This window comes from Muricoccus roseus (genome assembly GCF_900141905.1).
GTDB classification, from domain to species: Bacteria; Pseudomonadota; Alphaproteobacteria; order Acetobacterales; family Acetobacteraceae; genus Roseomonas; species Roseomonas rosea.
The window spans coordinates 36,455-52,073 of sequence record NZ_FQZF01000003.1 but is presented as its reverse complement, the minus strand read 5'-3'; the positions used below and the strand labels follow the sequence as shown (position 1 = coordinate 52,073).

At 69.8% G+C, this 15,619-nt stretch carries 15 protein-coding genes; 10 read left to right on the top strand and 5 right to left on the bottom strand.

The features are described 5' to 3' along the window. Positions 1 to 88: 88 nt before the first annotated feature. A complete protein-coding gene (locus tag BUB97_RS02655; protein WP_217659553.1) occupies positions 89 to 460 on the top strand; it encodes an H-NS histone family protein in 372 nt (123 codons plus the stop codon). A 75-nt stretch (positions 461 to 535) separates the two neighbouring features. On the opposite strand, the gene BUB97_RS02650 is transcribed toward BUB97_RS02655, so the two are convergent. Further along, complete coding sequence (locus BUB97_RS02650) at positions 536 to 2,497, bottom strand: alpha/beta hydrolase domain-containing protein (protein ID WP_086061840.1); 1,962 nt, start codon at positions 2,495 to 2,497, stop codon at positions 536 to 538. Between the two features lie 75 nt (positions 2,498 to 2,572). After that, the gene (locus tag BUB97_RS02645) at positions 2,573 to 3,454 is read right to left on the bottom strand and encodes an aldose 1-epimerase family protein (protein WP_073131211.1); all 882 of its coding nucleotides are present in this window, start codon (positions 3,452 to 3,454) and stop codon (positions 2,573 to 2,575) included. A 95-nt stretch (positions 3,455 to 3,549) separates the two neighbouring features. Here BUB97_RS02645 and BUB97_RS02640 point away from each other — a divergent pair, with 95 nt between their 5' ends. After that, positions 3,550 to 4,131: a YbhB/YbcL family Raf kinase inhibitor-like protein gene (locus tag BUB97_RS02640; RefSeq protein ID WP_073131209.1), complete on the top strand. Its 582-nt coding sequence runs from the start codon at positions 3,550 to 3,552 to the stop codon at positions 4,129 to 4,131. A gap of 78 nt (positions 4,132 to 4,209) precedes the next feature. On the opposite strand, the gene BUB97_RS27170 is transcribed toward BUB97_RS02640, so the two are convergent. Next, positions 4,210 to 4,332: a hypothetical protein gene (locus tag BUB97_RS27170; protein WP_277614017.1), complete on the bottom strand. Its 123-nt coding sequence runs from the start codon at positions 4,330 to 4,332 to the stop codon at positions 4,210 to 4,212. Positions 4,333 to 4,523: 191 nt separating this feature from the next. Here BUB97_RS27170 and BUB97_RS02635 point away from each other — a divergent pair, with 191 nt between their 5' ends. Beyond that, entirely contained in the window at positions 4,524 to 4,922 is a 399-nt protein-coding gene (locus tag BUB97_RS02635) for a hypothetical protein (protein WP_073131207.1), read from the top strand. Between the two features lie 111 nt (positions 4,923 to 5,033). Here the strand turns inward: BUB97_RS02635 and BUB97_RS02630 are convergent, their stop codons facing one another. After that, positions 5,034 to 5,240, bottom strand: coding sequence for a cold-shock protein (locus tag BUB97_RS02630; RefSeq protein ID WP_073131205.1), 207 nt, complete (start codon positions 5,238 to 5,240; stop codon positions 5,034 to 5,036). Between the two features lie 493 nt (positions 5,241 to 5,733). Between BUB97_RS02630 and pnp the strand changes: the two genes are divergently transcribed. Then, entirely contained in the window at positions 5,734 to 7,977 is a 2,244-nt protein-coding gene (gene pnp / locus BUB97_RS02625) for a polyribonucleotide nucleotidyltransferase (protein WP_073131203.1), read from the top strand. 145 nt (positions 7,978 to 8,122) lie between these two features. Next, positions 8,123 to 9,523: an NAD(P)H-dependent flavin oxidoreductase gene (locus BUB97_RS02620; RefSeq protein WP_073131201.1), complete on the top strand. Its 1,401-nt coding sequence runs from the start codon at positions 8,123 to 8,125 to the stop codon at positions 9,521 to 9,523. Positions 9,524 to 9,589: 66 nt separating this feature from the next. On the opposite strand, the gene BUB97_RS02615 is transcribed toward BUB97_RS02620, so the two are convergent. After that, positions 9,590 to 10,939, bottom strand: coding sequence for an amidase (locus tag BUB97_RS02615; RefSeq protein WP_073131199.1), 1,350 nt, complete (start codon positions 10,937 to 10,939; stop codon positions 9,590 to 9,592). Positions 10,940 to 11,086: 147 nt separating this feature from the next. On the opposite strand from BUB97_RS02615, the gene BUB97_RS02610 reads away from it, so the two are divergent. The 5 genes from BUB97_RS02610 to BUB97_RS02590 are packed head-to-tail and all read left to right on the top strand — an operon-like array spanning position 11,087 to position 15,617. Beyond that, entirely contained in the window at positions 11,087 to 12,085 is a 999-nt protein-coding gene (locus tag BUB97_RS02610; RefSeq protein ID WP_073131197.1) for a TRAP transporter substrate-binding protein, read from the top strand. Between the two features lies 1 nt (position 12,086). Further along, entirely contained in the window at positions 12,087 to 12,620 is a 534-nt protein-coding gene (locus BUB97_RS02605; RefSeq protein ID WP_073131195.1) for a TRAP transporter small permease, read from the top strand. Between the two features lie 19 nt (positions 12,621 to 12,639). Then, complete coding sequence (locus BUB97_RS02600; RefSeq protein WP_073131193.1) at positions 12,640 to 13,920, top strand: TRAP transporter large permease; 1,281 nt, start codon at positions 12,640 to 12,642, stop codon at positions 13,918 to 13,920. A gap of 7 nt (positions 13,921 to 13,927) precedes the next feature. Next, positions 13,928 to 14,770 carry an NAD-dependent epimerase/dehydratase family protein gene (locus BUB97_RS02595; RefSeq protein WP_073131191.1) on the top strand — a complete coding sequence of 281 codons (843 nt, stop codon included), beginning with the start codon at positions 13,928 to 13,930 and terminating at the stop codon, positions 14,768 to 14,770. Positions 14,771 to 14,777: 7 nt separating this feature from the next. Further along, on the top strand, positions 14,778 to 15,617 hold the full coding sequence (locus BUB97_RS02590) for an aldose epimerase family protein (protein ID WP_073131189.1): 840 nt from the start codon (positions 14,778 to 14,780) through the stop codon (positions 15,615 to 15,617). The last annotated feature ends 2 nt before the right edge of the window (positions 15,618 to 15,619 follow it).

Genomic DNA, 15,619 nt, shown 5'->3' with positions numbered 1-15,619 from the left:
GATGCCACGATATCCGCGCAGCAACCTGCCGGAGCGGCGTATTCGGGCGAATGCGGCGGCGGCAAGACGGATCCGAAGGGAATACGACATGGCTGACGCCAGCGAGTCCAACACGAAGCGGAAATTCGACCTCGATTCGATGACGGCGCAGGAACTGACCGCGCTTATCGAAGCCGCGCAGGCAAAGCGTTCGGAAAAACAGGAAGAAGCGCGCAGCGCGCTGATCGAGGAATTCCGGAGCAAGGCGGCCCAGCTCGGCCTGCAGCTGGAGGAGCTTATGCCCGGCGGCGTTCCCTCGGCTCCCGCTCCGACCCGCCGCACCCGCCGCGACGCGGGTGGTTCCGTGCCGGTGCGCTTCCGCGGCCCGAATGGCGAAACCTGGAGCGGCCGCGGTCGCATGCCGAAGTGGCTGACCGCCATGGAAGCGCAGGGGCGCAAGCGGGACGATTTCCGCGTCTGAGACCCGCGGGAGGCTTGGCCTCCCGCATCATCTTGGTGGAGGCGTTCGGCGGCGCATGGCCGCCGAACGCCTCCCCTAGCGCGATAGTCTCGCCAGCTTCCCTTCCCGTGCCTCCCGGAGTGCCGCCTCCGCATCGGCGGGCAGGAGCAGGCGCTCCGCCATCAGCCGCTCGGTGGCCGCGCGCACCGCGGCCTCATAGGCCTCGGCCGTCGGGTAGAGTTCCTCGATCGAGGGCCGGGGGTCACGCGCGGCCTCCCGCTCGGCGCGGGTGGCGGTCAGGGGCAGCACGCCCCCGACCTGGGTGCAGATCTCCTGCGGCCCTTCCGCGCCGGTCTGGGCGTTCCAGCCCACATAGGTCGCGCGTGGCGCCTCCAGGAGCGGCAGGCGAATACCGGCGATCGTGTTTCCGTCCAGCCCGGCGCGGGGCAGGAACAGCGGATAATGGCCTCGCGCCAGGGGCAGCGGGGCGGCCTGCTCGACCCACTCCGCGCGAGCGTGCTGGCCGCGATAGGGCAGCCCGGGAATGGCGGGATAAACCTGTTCCGGCGGGACCAGCGTGCCCTGGGCGCGCATGGGGAAGCGGCTGGCGGGTGGCTCCGTGCCGTCCCGCAGCCAGCTCTCCATGGCCACCATCAGGGCGCGGATGGCGGGCCCGCCATGAATGGGATTCAGGGGCATGGCGCAGGCCGGGCTCGGCCGCGCCACGGCATCCGCCGGATTGCCATGTGGCGCGCCGGACAGGAGGTACAGCCGGACGTCGGGCGGCATGTCGATATGCTGCCCCCGGGAATCGGTCACCAGCAGGCTCGCCTGTGATCCCCAGAATTCGAATTCCGAATCCATGTGGATCACCCGGGGGCAGGTATTATTCAGCCGGCAGCGCAGCAGGATGCCATCCCGCTTCCCGCTCAGGTGGTCCTCGGTCACCGGGTAGGTGAAGGGAAATTGCAGAACCGGGAACAGGCGGTCGTATTGCGGCCCGGGATTGCGGCCGGGCTGGGCGAAACGCGCATTGGTGAAACTGCGGCGTGCCCCGGGGATGATCGGCATCATGCCCTCGAAGACGATCCGCCCGGCCTCGTCCTCATTCATCCCGAAATAGAGTAAATCGCGCAGCGCGCGCCCGGATTGCGAAATACCGAGCCCAATGGCCCGCGTGATGCCGCTCCGCCCATCCGCGGCCAGGGGATTGGAAGCTCCGGTCTCCCGCCGCAGGAAGGAAGCGACATCACGCAGGGCCGCCAGCCCCATTCCGGAGAGCCTCGGATCGCGCGCGACATAGGTGATCTCGTAGAGCGCACCCGGCGCGGCCCCGGCCGGCCGGTCGATCTCCACCACGCCGTCCTCGACGAAACGCAGCCCAAGCCCCGCGGGGGTGGCGCGTTCCAGATCCGCGCGGTCGCGGACCGTTATCCGGGCGGAGCCCCGGTCGGCGGCGGGGTAGGAAAGGGTGACGCGTTGCGGCGTCGCCGCGTCCGGGAAGGTGAATTCCTCCCGCGAGGGGCCGGTGATGCCCGGCACCACCGGGACGTCCAGCCGCAGCAGGTTCGCGCCTTCCGGCGTGTCGAGCTGCCAGCCGGCCCAGACGAGAGTGTAGCCCTGCTCCAGCAGGAAGCCGTTCCCGATATCCCCCGGCTGCTCCAGGCGGTTGCCGCCGGTGCCGATCACGCCCCCCGCCCAGCCCGGCAGCAGCTTCCGCCCGCGATTGGGCACCTCCAGCACCAGCGTGCCGCTCGGCCGGGCGGGGCGGAGGATCACCACATCCGTGACTGCCTCCACACGCCCCTGGGCATTGCGGGGCGCGCGGTCGATATCCGCGATGACCGCGTTGCGCGGATCGGCGGGGTCGAGGGCGATCGTCGCCCGCGCCGTGATCTTCTCAGCCTGGCCGCGCGGGCCGAATTCACGGCCGCCCAGGGCGGCGGTCTCGCGCGTCAGCACCTCGAAGCGCGTGACCTCGGAAAGCGCGGGGCTGGCCGCCAGGGCCAGCGCACAGGCCAGGGGCGCTGCCGCGCCCAGCCGACGGAACCGCTTCATGAAGCCTCTCCCCAAGCGCCGGTCTGTGCCGGCCCTGGGAAACGGTGGCGCAGAGGCGCTGGTCCGGCAATGGCCTTAGCTGGGTGAGGGAAGGGGCCGGACGGCCCAGCGAAACAGCCGCGACGCGCCCGGCGCCAGATGGGTGATGTCGGGCTTCTGCATGAACTCGCCGTCCCAGCCGAGGGGCGCGGCAGTTCCGCACCAGGGCTCCAGGCAGAGGAAGGCCGCGCCAGGCTTCGACCAGAGGCCGAGGTCGCCATATCCCTCCCACTCTATCTTCAGGGCGGCCCCGCCAGGTGCCGCATAGTGAAGGCGCCGTCCGGAAAAGGCGGGCAGCACGATGGCATCGCGCTCGAACAGCGCGGGAAGCAGGGCAAGGGCTCCGCACCTCAGCGGAATGGTCTCCGCCGCATTCAGGAGGCCGCCGGTCAGGCGGCGGGCCGCCAGGGTTTCGAGTCCCGAACCGGGGAAGGAGAGGGTGTGCCCTTCCGCCGACGAGGCGCCCGGCAGAGGCCATGCGAAGGCCGGATGGGCCCCCAGCGAGAAGGGCAGCAGGCCTGCGCCGGGGTTGGAGACCAGGACGGTGCAGGACAGCACGCCATCCGCCACCGCCCAGGTCACGTCGAGGGTGAAGGGGAAGGGATAGGCCGCGCGTGTCGCCTCGTCATCCCTGAGGCGCAGGGTGCAGCCCGCCCTGTCGCGGCGCAGCCATTCGAAGCGCCGGTCCCGCGCGAAGCCGTGCTGCGTCATGCGGTGTGCCCGGCCCTGGTGGCGCAGAACATCGCCGGGCAGGCGTCCGACGACCGGAAACAGGAGGGGAGCGCGGCGCGGCCATTCCGGCCCGGCCTGCCATAGCCATTCGCTGCCGGCCGCATCCTGCAGGGAATGCAGCTCCGCGCCGGCCTCGGAGACGGTGGCGGTCAGGGATTCATCGCCGAAGCGGTGCAGCTCCATCATCCCTCAGGGATGGGGCACCCGCCCGGCGGCCGCAACCCGGCGCGACCAGGCGCGTCCCATTGAGGAGAGCCGCAACCCGCCCCAATGGAGGCCCCATGCTGCAGATCCTTCCCGCAGGCCTGGGCCGCGCCCTGTCGGGGCTGCGCCCCGGCATCAACGCGCTTCTTTTCGCCAGGGCCAATGTCCCCGCCACGATCGAGGTCACGAGCCCCGCCTTCGCGGCCGGTGGACGGATTCCCGCGCTGCACACCGCGGACGGCCCGGGTCTCTCCCCGCCGCTGGTCTGGCGTGGAATGCCGGACGGAACCGGCGCGCTGATCCTGGTGGTCGAGGATGCGGACAGCCCGACGCCCCGGCCTCTGGTCCATGCCATCGCCACGCACCTGCCGCTGGCGGATGCCTCTCTGGCGGCGGGCGACCTTCCCGGCCCCGGGCGCCCCGGCCTGCCTGGGCTTGGAATGGGACGGAACTCGTATTTCCGGGCGGGCTGGTTGCCGCCGGACCCGCCGCCCGGCCATGGGCCGCATCGCTACGCGTTCCAGATCTTCGCGCTGGCCGCCCGGCCAGACGGCTTCGCGGGGACGCCCGGCCGCGCGGCCGTGCAGCAGGCACTGGACCAAGGAGTTCTGGCGAAGGGGTGCCTGATCGGGAGCTATGAGCGCGCCCCGGTGCGCTGAACGCGGTTCATCTCGGGCCTGCCGGGATCCGGAAACGAAAAGGGCGCCCGCTGGGGCGCCCGTCGTGGGCCGGGCTGCTTAGCCCAGCATCTCCTGGATGATCTGGCGGATTTCAGCCTCCGTCAGAGTGCCGGCCGGCATGGGCCGGGCGGTGGGAAGCGGCTGGCGAAGGGCCGGCCGGTGGGTGGTCATGGTCTGCATTATCTTAGTCATTTCTTTCTTCTTGAGGCCCGGCGGCGCTCTGGCGCTCCCGGGCAAGTCCCTGATCTCTCCAGCCTCCTCCCGCAGGGGGACGGAACCGGGACGGATCCATGGCAATCCGATGATACGGCGCCAGGCCTTAGCCACCCCTTAACTCCAGGCGGCTCAGCCTCGGCGCCGGAGGAACGCCAATGCCCCAGGGTATCGTTGCAGCAGGTCCTGCAGAAACGATCCAGGAGGAGGCGCCTGAAGCCCGCCTTCGCATCGCCCGCCATCTGGCAGAGTTGCACCGGCTCCATCTCGCCCTCGCGCACAGCGCGCGGGATCTGAAGCGGTTCAGCCTCGGCGGCCATGCCCGGATCGAAGCCGAGATCGCCGCGGAGATGCTGGAAGGCTATCTGGGAGCGATCGGCGCCTTCCTGGAGAACATGCGAGGGCGCTTCGAGGCGCGGTTGCCGACGATCCGCCGCGGCGATCCGCGCGGCCCAGGACCCTCATCGGAAGAGGCGCCGGGCTACGGCAACTTTTGGCTGGTCTTCTCCCGGCTCCGCGCCGTGCTCCGTCATGTGGAACGGCGCGTCGCCGGTTAGCCGGATAGGATTCGGGCGCCGCCAGCCTGCCCGGCCAGCCGCGCCCGCCCCATTCAGAACCTCACCGGGCCAGCAAGGGCGGAGAGCCGCGCCTTCTCGGCCCGTAGGGCATCAGCCCATCTGGAGGTTGGAAGCGGACATCTTGCCCTTCGGGTCCTTCTGGACATCGAAGGAGAGCTTGTCGCCCTCGTTCAGGCCACGCAGGCCCGCACGGGTGACATCCGAGATGTGGACGAACACGTCCTTGGAGCCATCATCCGGCTGGATGAAGCCATAGCCCTTGGTCGCATTGAACCACTTCACGGTTCCGGTCGGCATCGATCGCGTATCTTTCGGTAGAAGGTTGCCCCTTGGCACGGCGCGGCGGCCATGGCGGAGGCGGGGAACCGGCAACTGGCGGCCCGGCGTCCTAACGGATCGGCGGACGGTCTGGGCCAGCACTGGCTCCTCGGATGTGGTGAGGCGCGGAGGGGATTGCAACCGGGGGCGGGCGGGAGCAGAGGCGACTGCGTTTTCCCTGGCCTTTGCGGCCCGAAACGGTCATATAGCCGCCCGCCGGGCGAAGCCGAGAGGTTCCGCCCGCCCTCCGCGCATGCGGTGGGCTGACAGGAACGGCCGCGCCGCGGCGTTTCCGGCCACATGGAACCCCGCCTCGCGATGCTCGCGGGCGGACCCCATGCCGCCCGAGACGCCGGGCATGCCTCGCCCGGATACAGTGGGGCGGGGTGGCGCAGAGACCCTTCATCCCATCCGTGTGTCGCACCACCGCCCCGCCGGCAATCCGGCCTGCCGGGGCCGACAGGACGCACGCATGTTCGACAGCTACTACCGCAAGGACATCGACTGGGGGGGCAAGACCCTCACGCTCGAGACCGGCAAGATTGCCCGCCAGGCCGATGGCGCCGTCATGGCCCGCCTGGGCGACACCATCGTCCTCTGCACCGCGGTCGGTTCCCGCTCCGTGAAGCCGGGCCAGGACTTCTTCCCGCTGACCGTGAACTACCAGGAGAAGGCCTTCGCCGCGGGCAAGATCCCCGGCGGCTTCTTCAAGCGCGAGGGTCGCCCCTCCGAGTTCGAGACCCTCACCTCCCGCCTGATCGACCGCCCGATCCGTCCCCTCTTCCCCGAGGGCTTCCGGAACGAGGTGCAGGTCGTCGCGACCGTGCTCTCCCATGACATGGAGAACAGCCCGGACATCGTGGCCATGGTCGGCTGCTCCGCCGCCCTGACCCTTTCGGGCATCCCCTTCTTCGGCCCGATCGCCGCCGCCCGCGTGGGCTATGCCGCCGGCGAGTACATCCTGAACCCGACGCTGGAGCAGACCAAGACGAGCGAGCTCGAGCTCGTTGTCGCCGGCACCGCCGAAGGCGTGCTGATGGTCGAGTCCGAGGCAAAGGAGCTGTCCGAGGAGATCATGCTCGGCGCCGTGGAGTTCGGCCACAAGGCGTTCCAGCCGGTCATCCAGGGCATCATCGAGCTGGCCGAGCGCGCCGCGAAGGAGCCCTGGGCCCTGACCGAGGTCTCGGAGGCCGAGCGCGCCCTGAAGGCCCGCATCTCCGAGCTGGGCCGCGCCGACATGGCCGAGGCCTATAAGGAGACGGTGAAGCAGGCCCGCTACGCCAAGGTCGGCGCGGTGAAGAAGGCCATCGCCGAGAAGCTCGAGGCCGAGGGCCTCGACGTGGCGGCCGCCAAGGGGATGATGAAGGAGCTGGAGGCGGACGTGGTCCGCAACACCATCCTCGACACCGGCATCCGCATCGACGGCCGCGACACCAAGACCGTGCGCCCGATCGTGGCCGAGGTCGGCATCTTGCCGCGCAGCCACGGCTCCGCCCTCTTCACCCGTGGCGAGACCCAGGCCCTTTGCGTGGCCACCCTCGGCACCGGCCAGGACGAGCAGATCATCGACGCCCTCGCGGGCGAGTACCGCGAGGACTTCATGCTGCACTACAACTTCCCCCCCTACTCCGTGGGTGAGACGGGCCGCATGGGCTCCCCGGGCCGCCGCGAGGTCGGGCACGGCAAGCTCGCCTGGCGCGCCGTGCACCCGCTGCTGCCGGAGAAGGAGAAGTTCCCCTACACGATCCGCGTCGTGTCGGAGATCACGGAGTCCAACGGCTCCTCCTCGATGGCGACCGTCTGCGGCACCTCCCTGTCGCTGATGGATGCGGGCGTGCCGCTGAAGCGCCCCGTGGCCGGCATCGCCATGGGCCTCATCAAGGAGGAGAAGGGCTTCGCCGTCCTCTCCGACATCCTGGGCGACGAGGACCACCTCGGCGACATGGACTTCAAGGTGGCCGGCACGGAGCAGGGCATCACCGCCCTGCAGATGGACATCAAGATCACGTCCATCACCTTCGATATCATGAAGACCGCGCTGGCCCAGGCCAAGGACGGCCGCGTCCACATCCTCGGCGAGATGGCGAAGGGCCTGTCGGGCTCGCGCAACGAGGTGGCCGCCACGGCGCCGCGCATCACCGTGATCCAGGTCCCCAAGGACAAGATCCGCGAAGTGATCGGCACCGGCGGCAAGGTGATCCGCGAGATCGTCGAGCAGACCGGCACGAAGATCGACATCGAGGATGACGGCACGATCAAGATCGCGTCGAGCAGCCCCGAGGCGACCCAGGCCGCGATCGACCGCATCCGCGGCATCACCGCCGAGGCCGAGGTTGGCGCGATCTACAACGGCACCGTCGTGAAGGTCGCCGATTTCGGCGCCTTCGTGAACTTTCTCGGCGCCAAGGACGGCCTGGTCCACATCTCCGAGCTGGGCCAGGACCGCGTGTCCAAGACCTCCGACGTCGTCTCCGTGGGCGACAAGGTGAAGGTCAAGGTCATCGGCTTCGACGACCGCGGCAAGGTGAAGCTCTCGATGCGCGTGGTGGATCAGGCCACAGGCGCCGACATCACCGACCAGGTCGGCGCCAAGCGCCCGCGCCCGGAAGGGGAGGAAGGCGAGGGCGAGCGCCGCGAGCGCAGCGACCGTCCCCGCCGCGGCGGGGACCGGGGCGGCGAGCGGGGCGGCGACCGTCCCCGGCGCTTCAACGACTGAGTGAACCGGCGCCGCGGCTCGCCGCGGCGTTGCAAAACAGCGTAAGAGCCGGGTCCGGGGACTGTTCTATTCCCCGGGCCCGGACCATATGCGGCCATCGTGGTGGTCCTTCGGCCACCCCCAGATTTCAGGGAAGAACTCGGCCTTGAAGGCGATCAACACCATCCGCATGGGCGGGGCCGAGGTCCTCCCCCTCGTTGAGGGTGGAAAGGGCGTCTCCGCTTCCAACGGCGCCTCCTGCGGCCATTGGGCCGCTGAGGGTGGTGTCGGCACTTTCTCTGCCGTGAACGCGGATAGCTACGACGCCCAGGGGCGCATCATTCCCCAGGAGTATCACGGCAAGACCCGGCGCGAGCGGCATGAGGAGCTCGTCGCCTATGGCATCGCCGGCGGCATCGCCCAGGCGCGCGAGGCCCATGAGCGCTCGAACGGCAAGGGCCGCATCCACGCCAACATCCTGTGGGAGATGGGCGGGGCGGAGCGCGTGGCGCGCGGCATGCTGGAGGGGGCCAAGGGCCTGATCCACGGCATCACCTGCGGCGCCGGCATGCCCTATCGCCTGGCCGACATCGCGCGGGAATACCGCGTCCACATCTACCCCATCGTCTCCTCCGCCCGCGCCTTCAACGCGCTGTGGAAGCGCGCCTATTCCAAGGCCAGCGAGTGGCTGGGCGGCGTGGTCTACGAGGATCCCTGGCTCGCGGGCGGCCATAACGGCCTGTCCAACTCCGAGGACCCGCGCCGGCCCGAGGCCCCCTACGCCCGCGTGCTGAAGCTGCGCGAGCAGATGCGCGAGTTCGGCCTGGGCGAGGTTCCCATCATCATGGCCGGCGGCGTCTGGTGGCTGGAGGAGTGGGAGGACTGGATCGACAATCCCGAGCTCGGCCCTATCGCCTTCCAGTTCGGCACCCGCCCGCTGGTGACGCGCGAGAGCCCGATCCCGGACGCCTGGAAGCAGAGGCTGCTCACGCTGAAGCCGGGCGACGTGTCGCTGCAGAACTTCTCCCCCACGGGCTTCTACAGCAGCGCCGTGCGCAACAGCTTCCTGCGTGAGCTGGAGGACCGCAGCGCGCGGCAGGTGGCCTATACCGCCGAGCCGATGGGCGAGCATTCGGCCATGTTCGGCGTCGGGCCGCGCAAGCGCCCGGTCTATCTCGTGCCCGGCGATCTGGACCGGGTGAAGGGCTGGGAGGCTCAGGGCTATACCGAGGCGCTGCGCACCCCGGACGAGACCCTCGTCTTCGAGACGCCGGAGGCGAGCCGCCAGATCCTGGCTGACCAAGTCGCCTGCATGGGCTGCCTTTCCCAGTGCCGCTTCTCCAACTGGGCGCAGCACACGGACGATCATTCCAACGGCAAGAAGGCAGATCCGCGCAGCTTCTGCATCCAGAAGACCCTGCAGGAGATCGGCCATGGCGGCGACCCCGACCGGAACCTGATGTTCGCCGGGCACAACGCCTTCCGCTTCGGCCAGGACCCCTTCTATTCCAACGGGTTCATCCCGACGGTGAAGGAACTCGTCGGCCGGATCATGACGGGGCGCTGAACGGCCCCAAGGCACCGAACGGCCCGGCTCCCGCAAGGGAGCCGGGCCGTTCTCGTTCCGGCGCCCTCAATCGGTCCGCAGCGCGGCCTCCACGGCCTGTGCGACCGCGAAGAGCCGCGCGTCGCCCCCATGCTCGCCGGTCAGCATCAGCCCCACGGGGGCCTCGCCCTCCGCATGGCAGGGCAGGCTGATGGAGCAGCGGTCCAGGAAGTTCGCGACCGCCGTGTTGCGGAGCAACAGCATGTTGATGCGGTTGAAGTCCTCGGCCTGTTCCAGCTCCGCCAGGGCGGGCGGCGTGAGTGGGGAGGTCGGGGCGATGATGGCGTCGAAGGGCGCGGTGCGCGGGGCGATGGCCGCGATGATCCGCTGCCGCTCCGCCATCAGCGCAATCAGCTCCGCCGCGCTCATGCTGGCGCCACGCTCGATCCGGGCGAGGATCAGCGGGTCGTAGCGGTCCCGGGCCCGGCCGATCATCTCCCGGTGCAGGGCCCAGGATTCGGCCGCGGCGAAGCCGCCTGTGGCATTGGCCGCCGGGATCTCGGAAAGCTCGGGCAGCGGCAGGTCGATCAACTTCGCCCCTGCCGCCTCCAGCCGCCGCAGCGCGATGTCGAAGGCGGCGATGACGGGCTGGGAAAGGCCATCGAACAGATAGGTCTCGCTCGGCAGGCCCAGCCGCAGCCCCTCCAGCGGCATGGCGGCGGGCGGGGCAAGATCTTCCGCCCCCGCCATCGCCGCGTCCAGCACGGCGCAGCAGGCGACGCTGGGCGCCAGCGGCCCGATGCTGTCGAGCGAGGTCGAGAGCGGGAAGGCCCCGGTGAGGGGCACGCGGCGCGCGGTGGGCTTGAATCCGGTGATCCCGCAGAGCGCCGCGGGCACGCGGCAGGAGCCGCCGGTGTCGGAGCCGATCGCGCCGAAGCCCATGCCGTCCGCCACGGCCACCGCCGCACCGGAGGAGGAGCCGCCCGGCGCCCGTCCGGTGGCCCGGTCATAGGGCGAGCGGGGCGTGCCGTGATGCGGGTTCAGCCCGGTGCCGGAAAAGGCGAACTCCACCATGTTCGTGCGCCCCAGCACGATGAAGCCCGCCCTTTCGAGCCGGGCGATGGCAGGGGCGGTGGCGCGGGCGGGAACCTCGTCACGGCGCGCGACCGAGCCGGCGGCCGTCACCACTCCCGCCTGGTCGAACAGGTCCTTGATGCTGATCGGGATGCCCGCGTAGGGGGAGGGCGCCCGGCCCACGCCGCGCAGCGCGTCCATGGCCGCCGCTGCGGCCCGGGCGGCCTCCGCCTGCACCGCGACGAAGGCGCGTGAACCCTCCCCGCCGGGAGCGGCGATGCGCGCCAGCGCCTCTTCCGTCAGTCGCGCGGCGGTGGTCCTGCCCCCGGCAAGAGCCTGGGCGGCTTCGTCGATCGTCCTCATCGCCTGAGGATGCGGCGTCCATGACGCCCCTGCAATGCGAGCGCCGTTGACAGTGGGTTGGCCGCCGAAGCAACTTGTCGGACAAGTTGGGGGCGACGGTGTCGGAGCCCCCGATCAGGGAAAACCCTGAACACCGGGAGAGAGTCCATGACCACCCACGCCCCCCGCCGGGCCGTGCTGCTCGGTGCGCTCGCCGCGCCGCTGGCCGCCCCCTTCATCGCGAACCCCGCCAAGGCGCAGACCATCACCCTGCGCTCGGCCGATGTGCATCCCGACGGCTATCCCACCGTAGAAGCCGTGAAGTTCATGAGCCGGCAGATCGAGGAGAAGTCCGGCGGCCGCATCCGCATCCAGGTCTTCGGCTCCCGCCAGCTCGGCGAGGAGAAGGACACGCTGGAGCAGACCCGCTTCGGCGTCATCGACCTGAACCGCGTGAACTCCGCCAGCCTGAACAGCCTGGTGCCCGAGACGGTGATCCCCGGCCTACCCTTCCTGTTCCGCAGCGAGGAGCACATGCACCGCGTGCTGGACGGCGCGATCGGCGACGAGATGGCCTCGGGCCTGCCGCGGCACAACCTCATCCCGCTGGCCTATTACGACAGCGGCGCACGCAGCTTCTACACCCGTGCCAAGGCGATCAACGAGCCGGGTGACCTGCGCGGCCTCAAGATCCGCGTGCAGCCCTCCGACATGTGGGTCTCGATGATGCGGGCCTTCGGCGCCAACGCCACCCCGCTGCCGACCGGCGAAATCTACTCCGCCCTGCAGACCGGCGTGGTGGACGGCGCGGAGAACAACTACCCCTCCTACCAGTCCTTCCGGCATTTCGAGGTGGCGAAGTTCTACTCCGTCTCCGAGCACTCGATGGCGCCGGAGATGCTGGTCATGTCCAAGCGTTCCTATGACCGCCTGCCGAAGGAGACGCAGGACGTGCTGCGCCAGGCGGCCAAGGACAGCGTGCCCGAGATGCGCCGCCTGTGGCAGGCCCGGAGCAACGAGGCCAAGGCCGCCGTCATCGCCGCCGGCTCGCAGATCAACACGCTGGACAAGGCGCCGTTCGAGCGGAACATGGGCCCGGTCTACGACCAGTTCGTGCGGGATGCCCGGATGAAGGGCATCGTCTCCCGCATCCGGGAAACCACCTGAGATGGTGCAGCGAGCGCAGCGCGGCCTCTCGGCCGCGCTCGACGCCATCTGCCGCGTCACCCTGTTCATCGCGGGCTTCGCCCTGCTCGCGATGACGGGGGTGGTGGCCTATGCGGTGTTCGGCCGCTTCGTCCTCAACGACACCCCGGCCTGGGCGGAATCGGCGGCGATGCTGCTGATGGCCTGGACCATCATGGGCGCTGCCGCGGTGGGCGTGCGGGAGGGCTTCCATATGGGGTTCGACACGCTGAAGGCCGTGCTCCCCAAGCCCATCGGCCGTGTCTTCGACGTCATCTCCGACCTCTGCATCACCGCATTCGGCATCGGCATGGCCTGGTTCACCGGCGAGCTGGCCCTGGAGGTGGCGGACACCACCCTGCCCACGCTCGGGCTGAACGGTGCCGTGGAGTACATGCCCCTGACCCTCGGCGGCGTGCTCATCACCCTGTTCGGGATCGAGCGGCTCCTGGCCCATGCGGCCGGTCATCTCGCCCCCGCCGACACGCACCCCCATCCCATCCTGACCGACGCCTGAGCGCGTCCGAGGTTCCTCCATGGACATCGCCGTCCTGCTCGGCAGCTTCACGCTGCTGCTGCTGATCGGCACGCCGGTCGCGTTCGCGCTCGGCATCGCCGCCTTCGTCACCGTGCTCTGGATGGACCTGCCCGCGGTGGTCGTGTTCCAGCAGATCGCCTCCGGCATGAACATCTTCTCCATGCTGGCGATCCCGTTCTTCATTTTCGCCGGCGACTTGATGATGCGCGGGCAGATCGCGGACCGGCTGGTGGCCCTTGCCTCCGCCATGGTCGGGCATCTCCGCGGCGGGCTGGGGCAGGTGAACGTCGTCGCGGCCACGCTGTTCGGCGGCGTGTCGGGCTCGGCGGTGGCCGATGCCTCCGCCGTGGGCGGCGTGATGATCCCGCAGATGCGGGCGCGCGGCTATGCGCCGGATTATGCGGTGAACGTCACCGCCAACGCGGCGCTGATCGACCTGCTGATCCCGCCCAGCCACAACATGATCCTCTATGTCATCGCCGCCGGCGGCGCGATCTCGGTGGCGGACCTGTTCACCGCCGGCCTCGTCCCCGGCGCGCTGCTGATGGTCGCCATCATGTTCGCCGCCTGGCTGGTCGCCGTGCGGCGCGGCTACCCGCGGGAGACCTTCCCCGGCTGGTTGGTCCTGCTGCGCCTCCTCTTCGGCGCCATCCCCGGGCTGATGCTGATCGTCATCATCTTCGCCGGCGTGCGCTCCGGCATCTTCACCGCGACGGAAAGCGCCTGCGTCGCCGTGATCTACGCACTGCTGGTGATCGGCCTCGTCTACCGCTCCCTCACCCTGGAGGCCTTCCGCGAAGCCGTGCTCGGCGCCTGCCGCACCACGGGCATGGTGTTGCTGATCATCGGCACGGCCTCGGCCTTCGGCTGGCTGATGGCGCTGATGCAGGTCCCGGCCATGGCCGTTGGCCTCATGCAGAGCATCACCTCGGACCCGCTGATGATGATGCTGCTGATCAACATCTTCCTGCTCCTGCTCGGCACCTTCATGGACATGGCGCCGCTGATCATGATCGGCACGCCGGTCTTCCTGCCCGTCGCCGTCGCGGCGGGGATGGATCCGGTGCAGTTCGGGATCGTGCTCATCCTCAACCTCGGCATCGGCCTGATCACCCCGCCCGTCGGCCCGCTGCTCTTCGTGGCCTGCGCGGTGGGCAAGGTCTCGATGTGGGAGGCGACGAGGACCAGCGCGCCCTTCTACATCGCCAGCTGTATCGTCTTAATGATCGTGACCTATATTCCCTGGGTCTCCCTCTGGCTTCCATCCGTCTTCCGCTGAGGATTGTATGACCGATAAGACCCGCCCCGTCCTGCTGACCGGGGCGTCCGGCAATCTCGGCCGCGCCCTCGCGCCCGCCCTGGCCTCGGCCGGCTACAGGCTGCGGCTGACCGATATCGCGCCCTTTCCCGATGCGGTGCCGGACGGCTCGGCCTTCACCAAGGCCGACCTGAATGACGGCCCGACCATCCTCCGCCTCGCGGAGGGCTGCCAGGCCATCCTGCATTTCGGCGGAATCAGCACCGAGCACCCGTTCGAGGTCGTGCTCGGCCCGAATATCCGCGGCCTCTACCATGTCTATGAGGCCGCCCGGCGGGAGAAGGCGCGGGTGCTCTTCGCCAGCAGCAACCACGCCATTGGCTTCCACGAGCGCCCCTCGGGCAATGCGGAACGGCTGGATGCGGATTGCGCTTTCCGCCCCGACAGCTTCTATGGGCTTTCCAAGGCCTATGGCGAGCTCATGGGCCGGATGTACTGGGACAAGCACGGCGTTGAGAACCTGAACGTCCGCATCGGCTCTTCCTTCCCGGAGCCGGTGGATGCCCGGATGCTCTCCACCTGGCTCTCCTATGCCGATCTCGCCCGCATGATGGAGAAGTTCCTGGAGGCGCCCCGCATCGGCCATGCCGTGGTCTGGGGCGCGTCGAACAACCCCGCCACCTATTGGGGCAAGGACCATCGCGACCGCATCGGCTGGGAGCCGCAGGATACGGCCGAGGAGTTCCGGGACAAGGTCGGCGGCAAGCTCTCGGGCGACCCCGTGACCGAGCGCTACCAGGGCGGCGGCTACACGGCCATGGACTACACGCGCGGGACGCCCTCTCCGAAGGACGCCTTCTCGCTGGACTGAACCCACCGTGATCGACATCGCGGGCGGCGCCTGGCGTGCCGCGCTGCTCCCCTCGCGGGGCGGCGCCCTCGCCAGGCTCACCCATGCCGGGCGGGACGTGCTCGTCCCGCTGCCGGACGGCGCCGACCCCAATGACAGCTGGGCCGGGGCCTTCGTCATGCTGCCCTGGACCAACCGGCTGGATGAGGGACGGCTGCCGCATCCCGGCGGCGTCCACCACTTCGCCTGCAACCGGATCGGCGAACGCACCGCGCTGCACGGCCTGTCGCGGGAGCATGGCTGGGCGGTCGAGGGCACCGCGCCGGATCGCGCCGTGCTGACCCAGGCCATCGCGGAGGGTCCCTATCGCTACGCCGCCCGCATGGAGGTGGCGCTGGGCCAGGACTTCGCGCTGACCATCTCCGTCACCAATACCGGGCCTGACGGCACGCCCTTTGGCACGGGCTGGCATCCGTTCTTCGTCCGCCCGCCGGGCACGCGCCTCGCTTTCCATGCGACGGGGCTGCTGACGCGCGACGAGCGCAACCTGCCGGTGGATTCCGTCCCTTCCGCGGGAATCGACGGCGGCGAGGAAGCCTTCGCGGGGTTGGACACCCACTTCACGGGCTGGGACGGCCAGGCCCGGCTCGTGCTGGGCGAGGCCGGCTTCCTGCTGCGGGGGGAGGACGCCTGGTCGCGCAACATCCAGGTCTTCGCCCCGCATGGCGCCGGCATTCTCTGCGCCGAGCCAGTGAGCCATGTCCCCGATGCGGCCAACCGTCCGGATCTCTCGCCCCTGGGCGCCATGCGTCGCCTTGCGCCCGGCGAGACGCTCACCGGCCGAGTGGTTCTCCAGCCGGAGCCCTGACC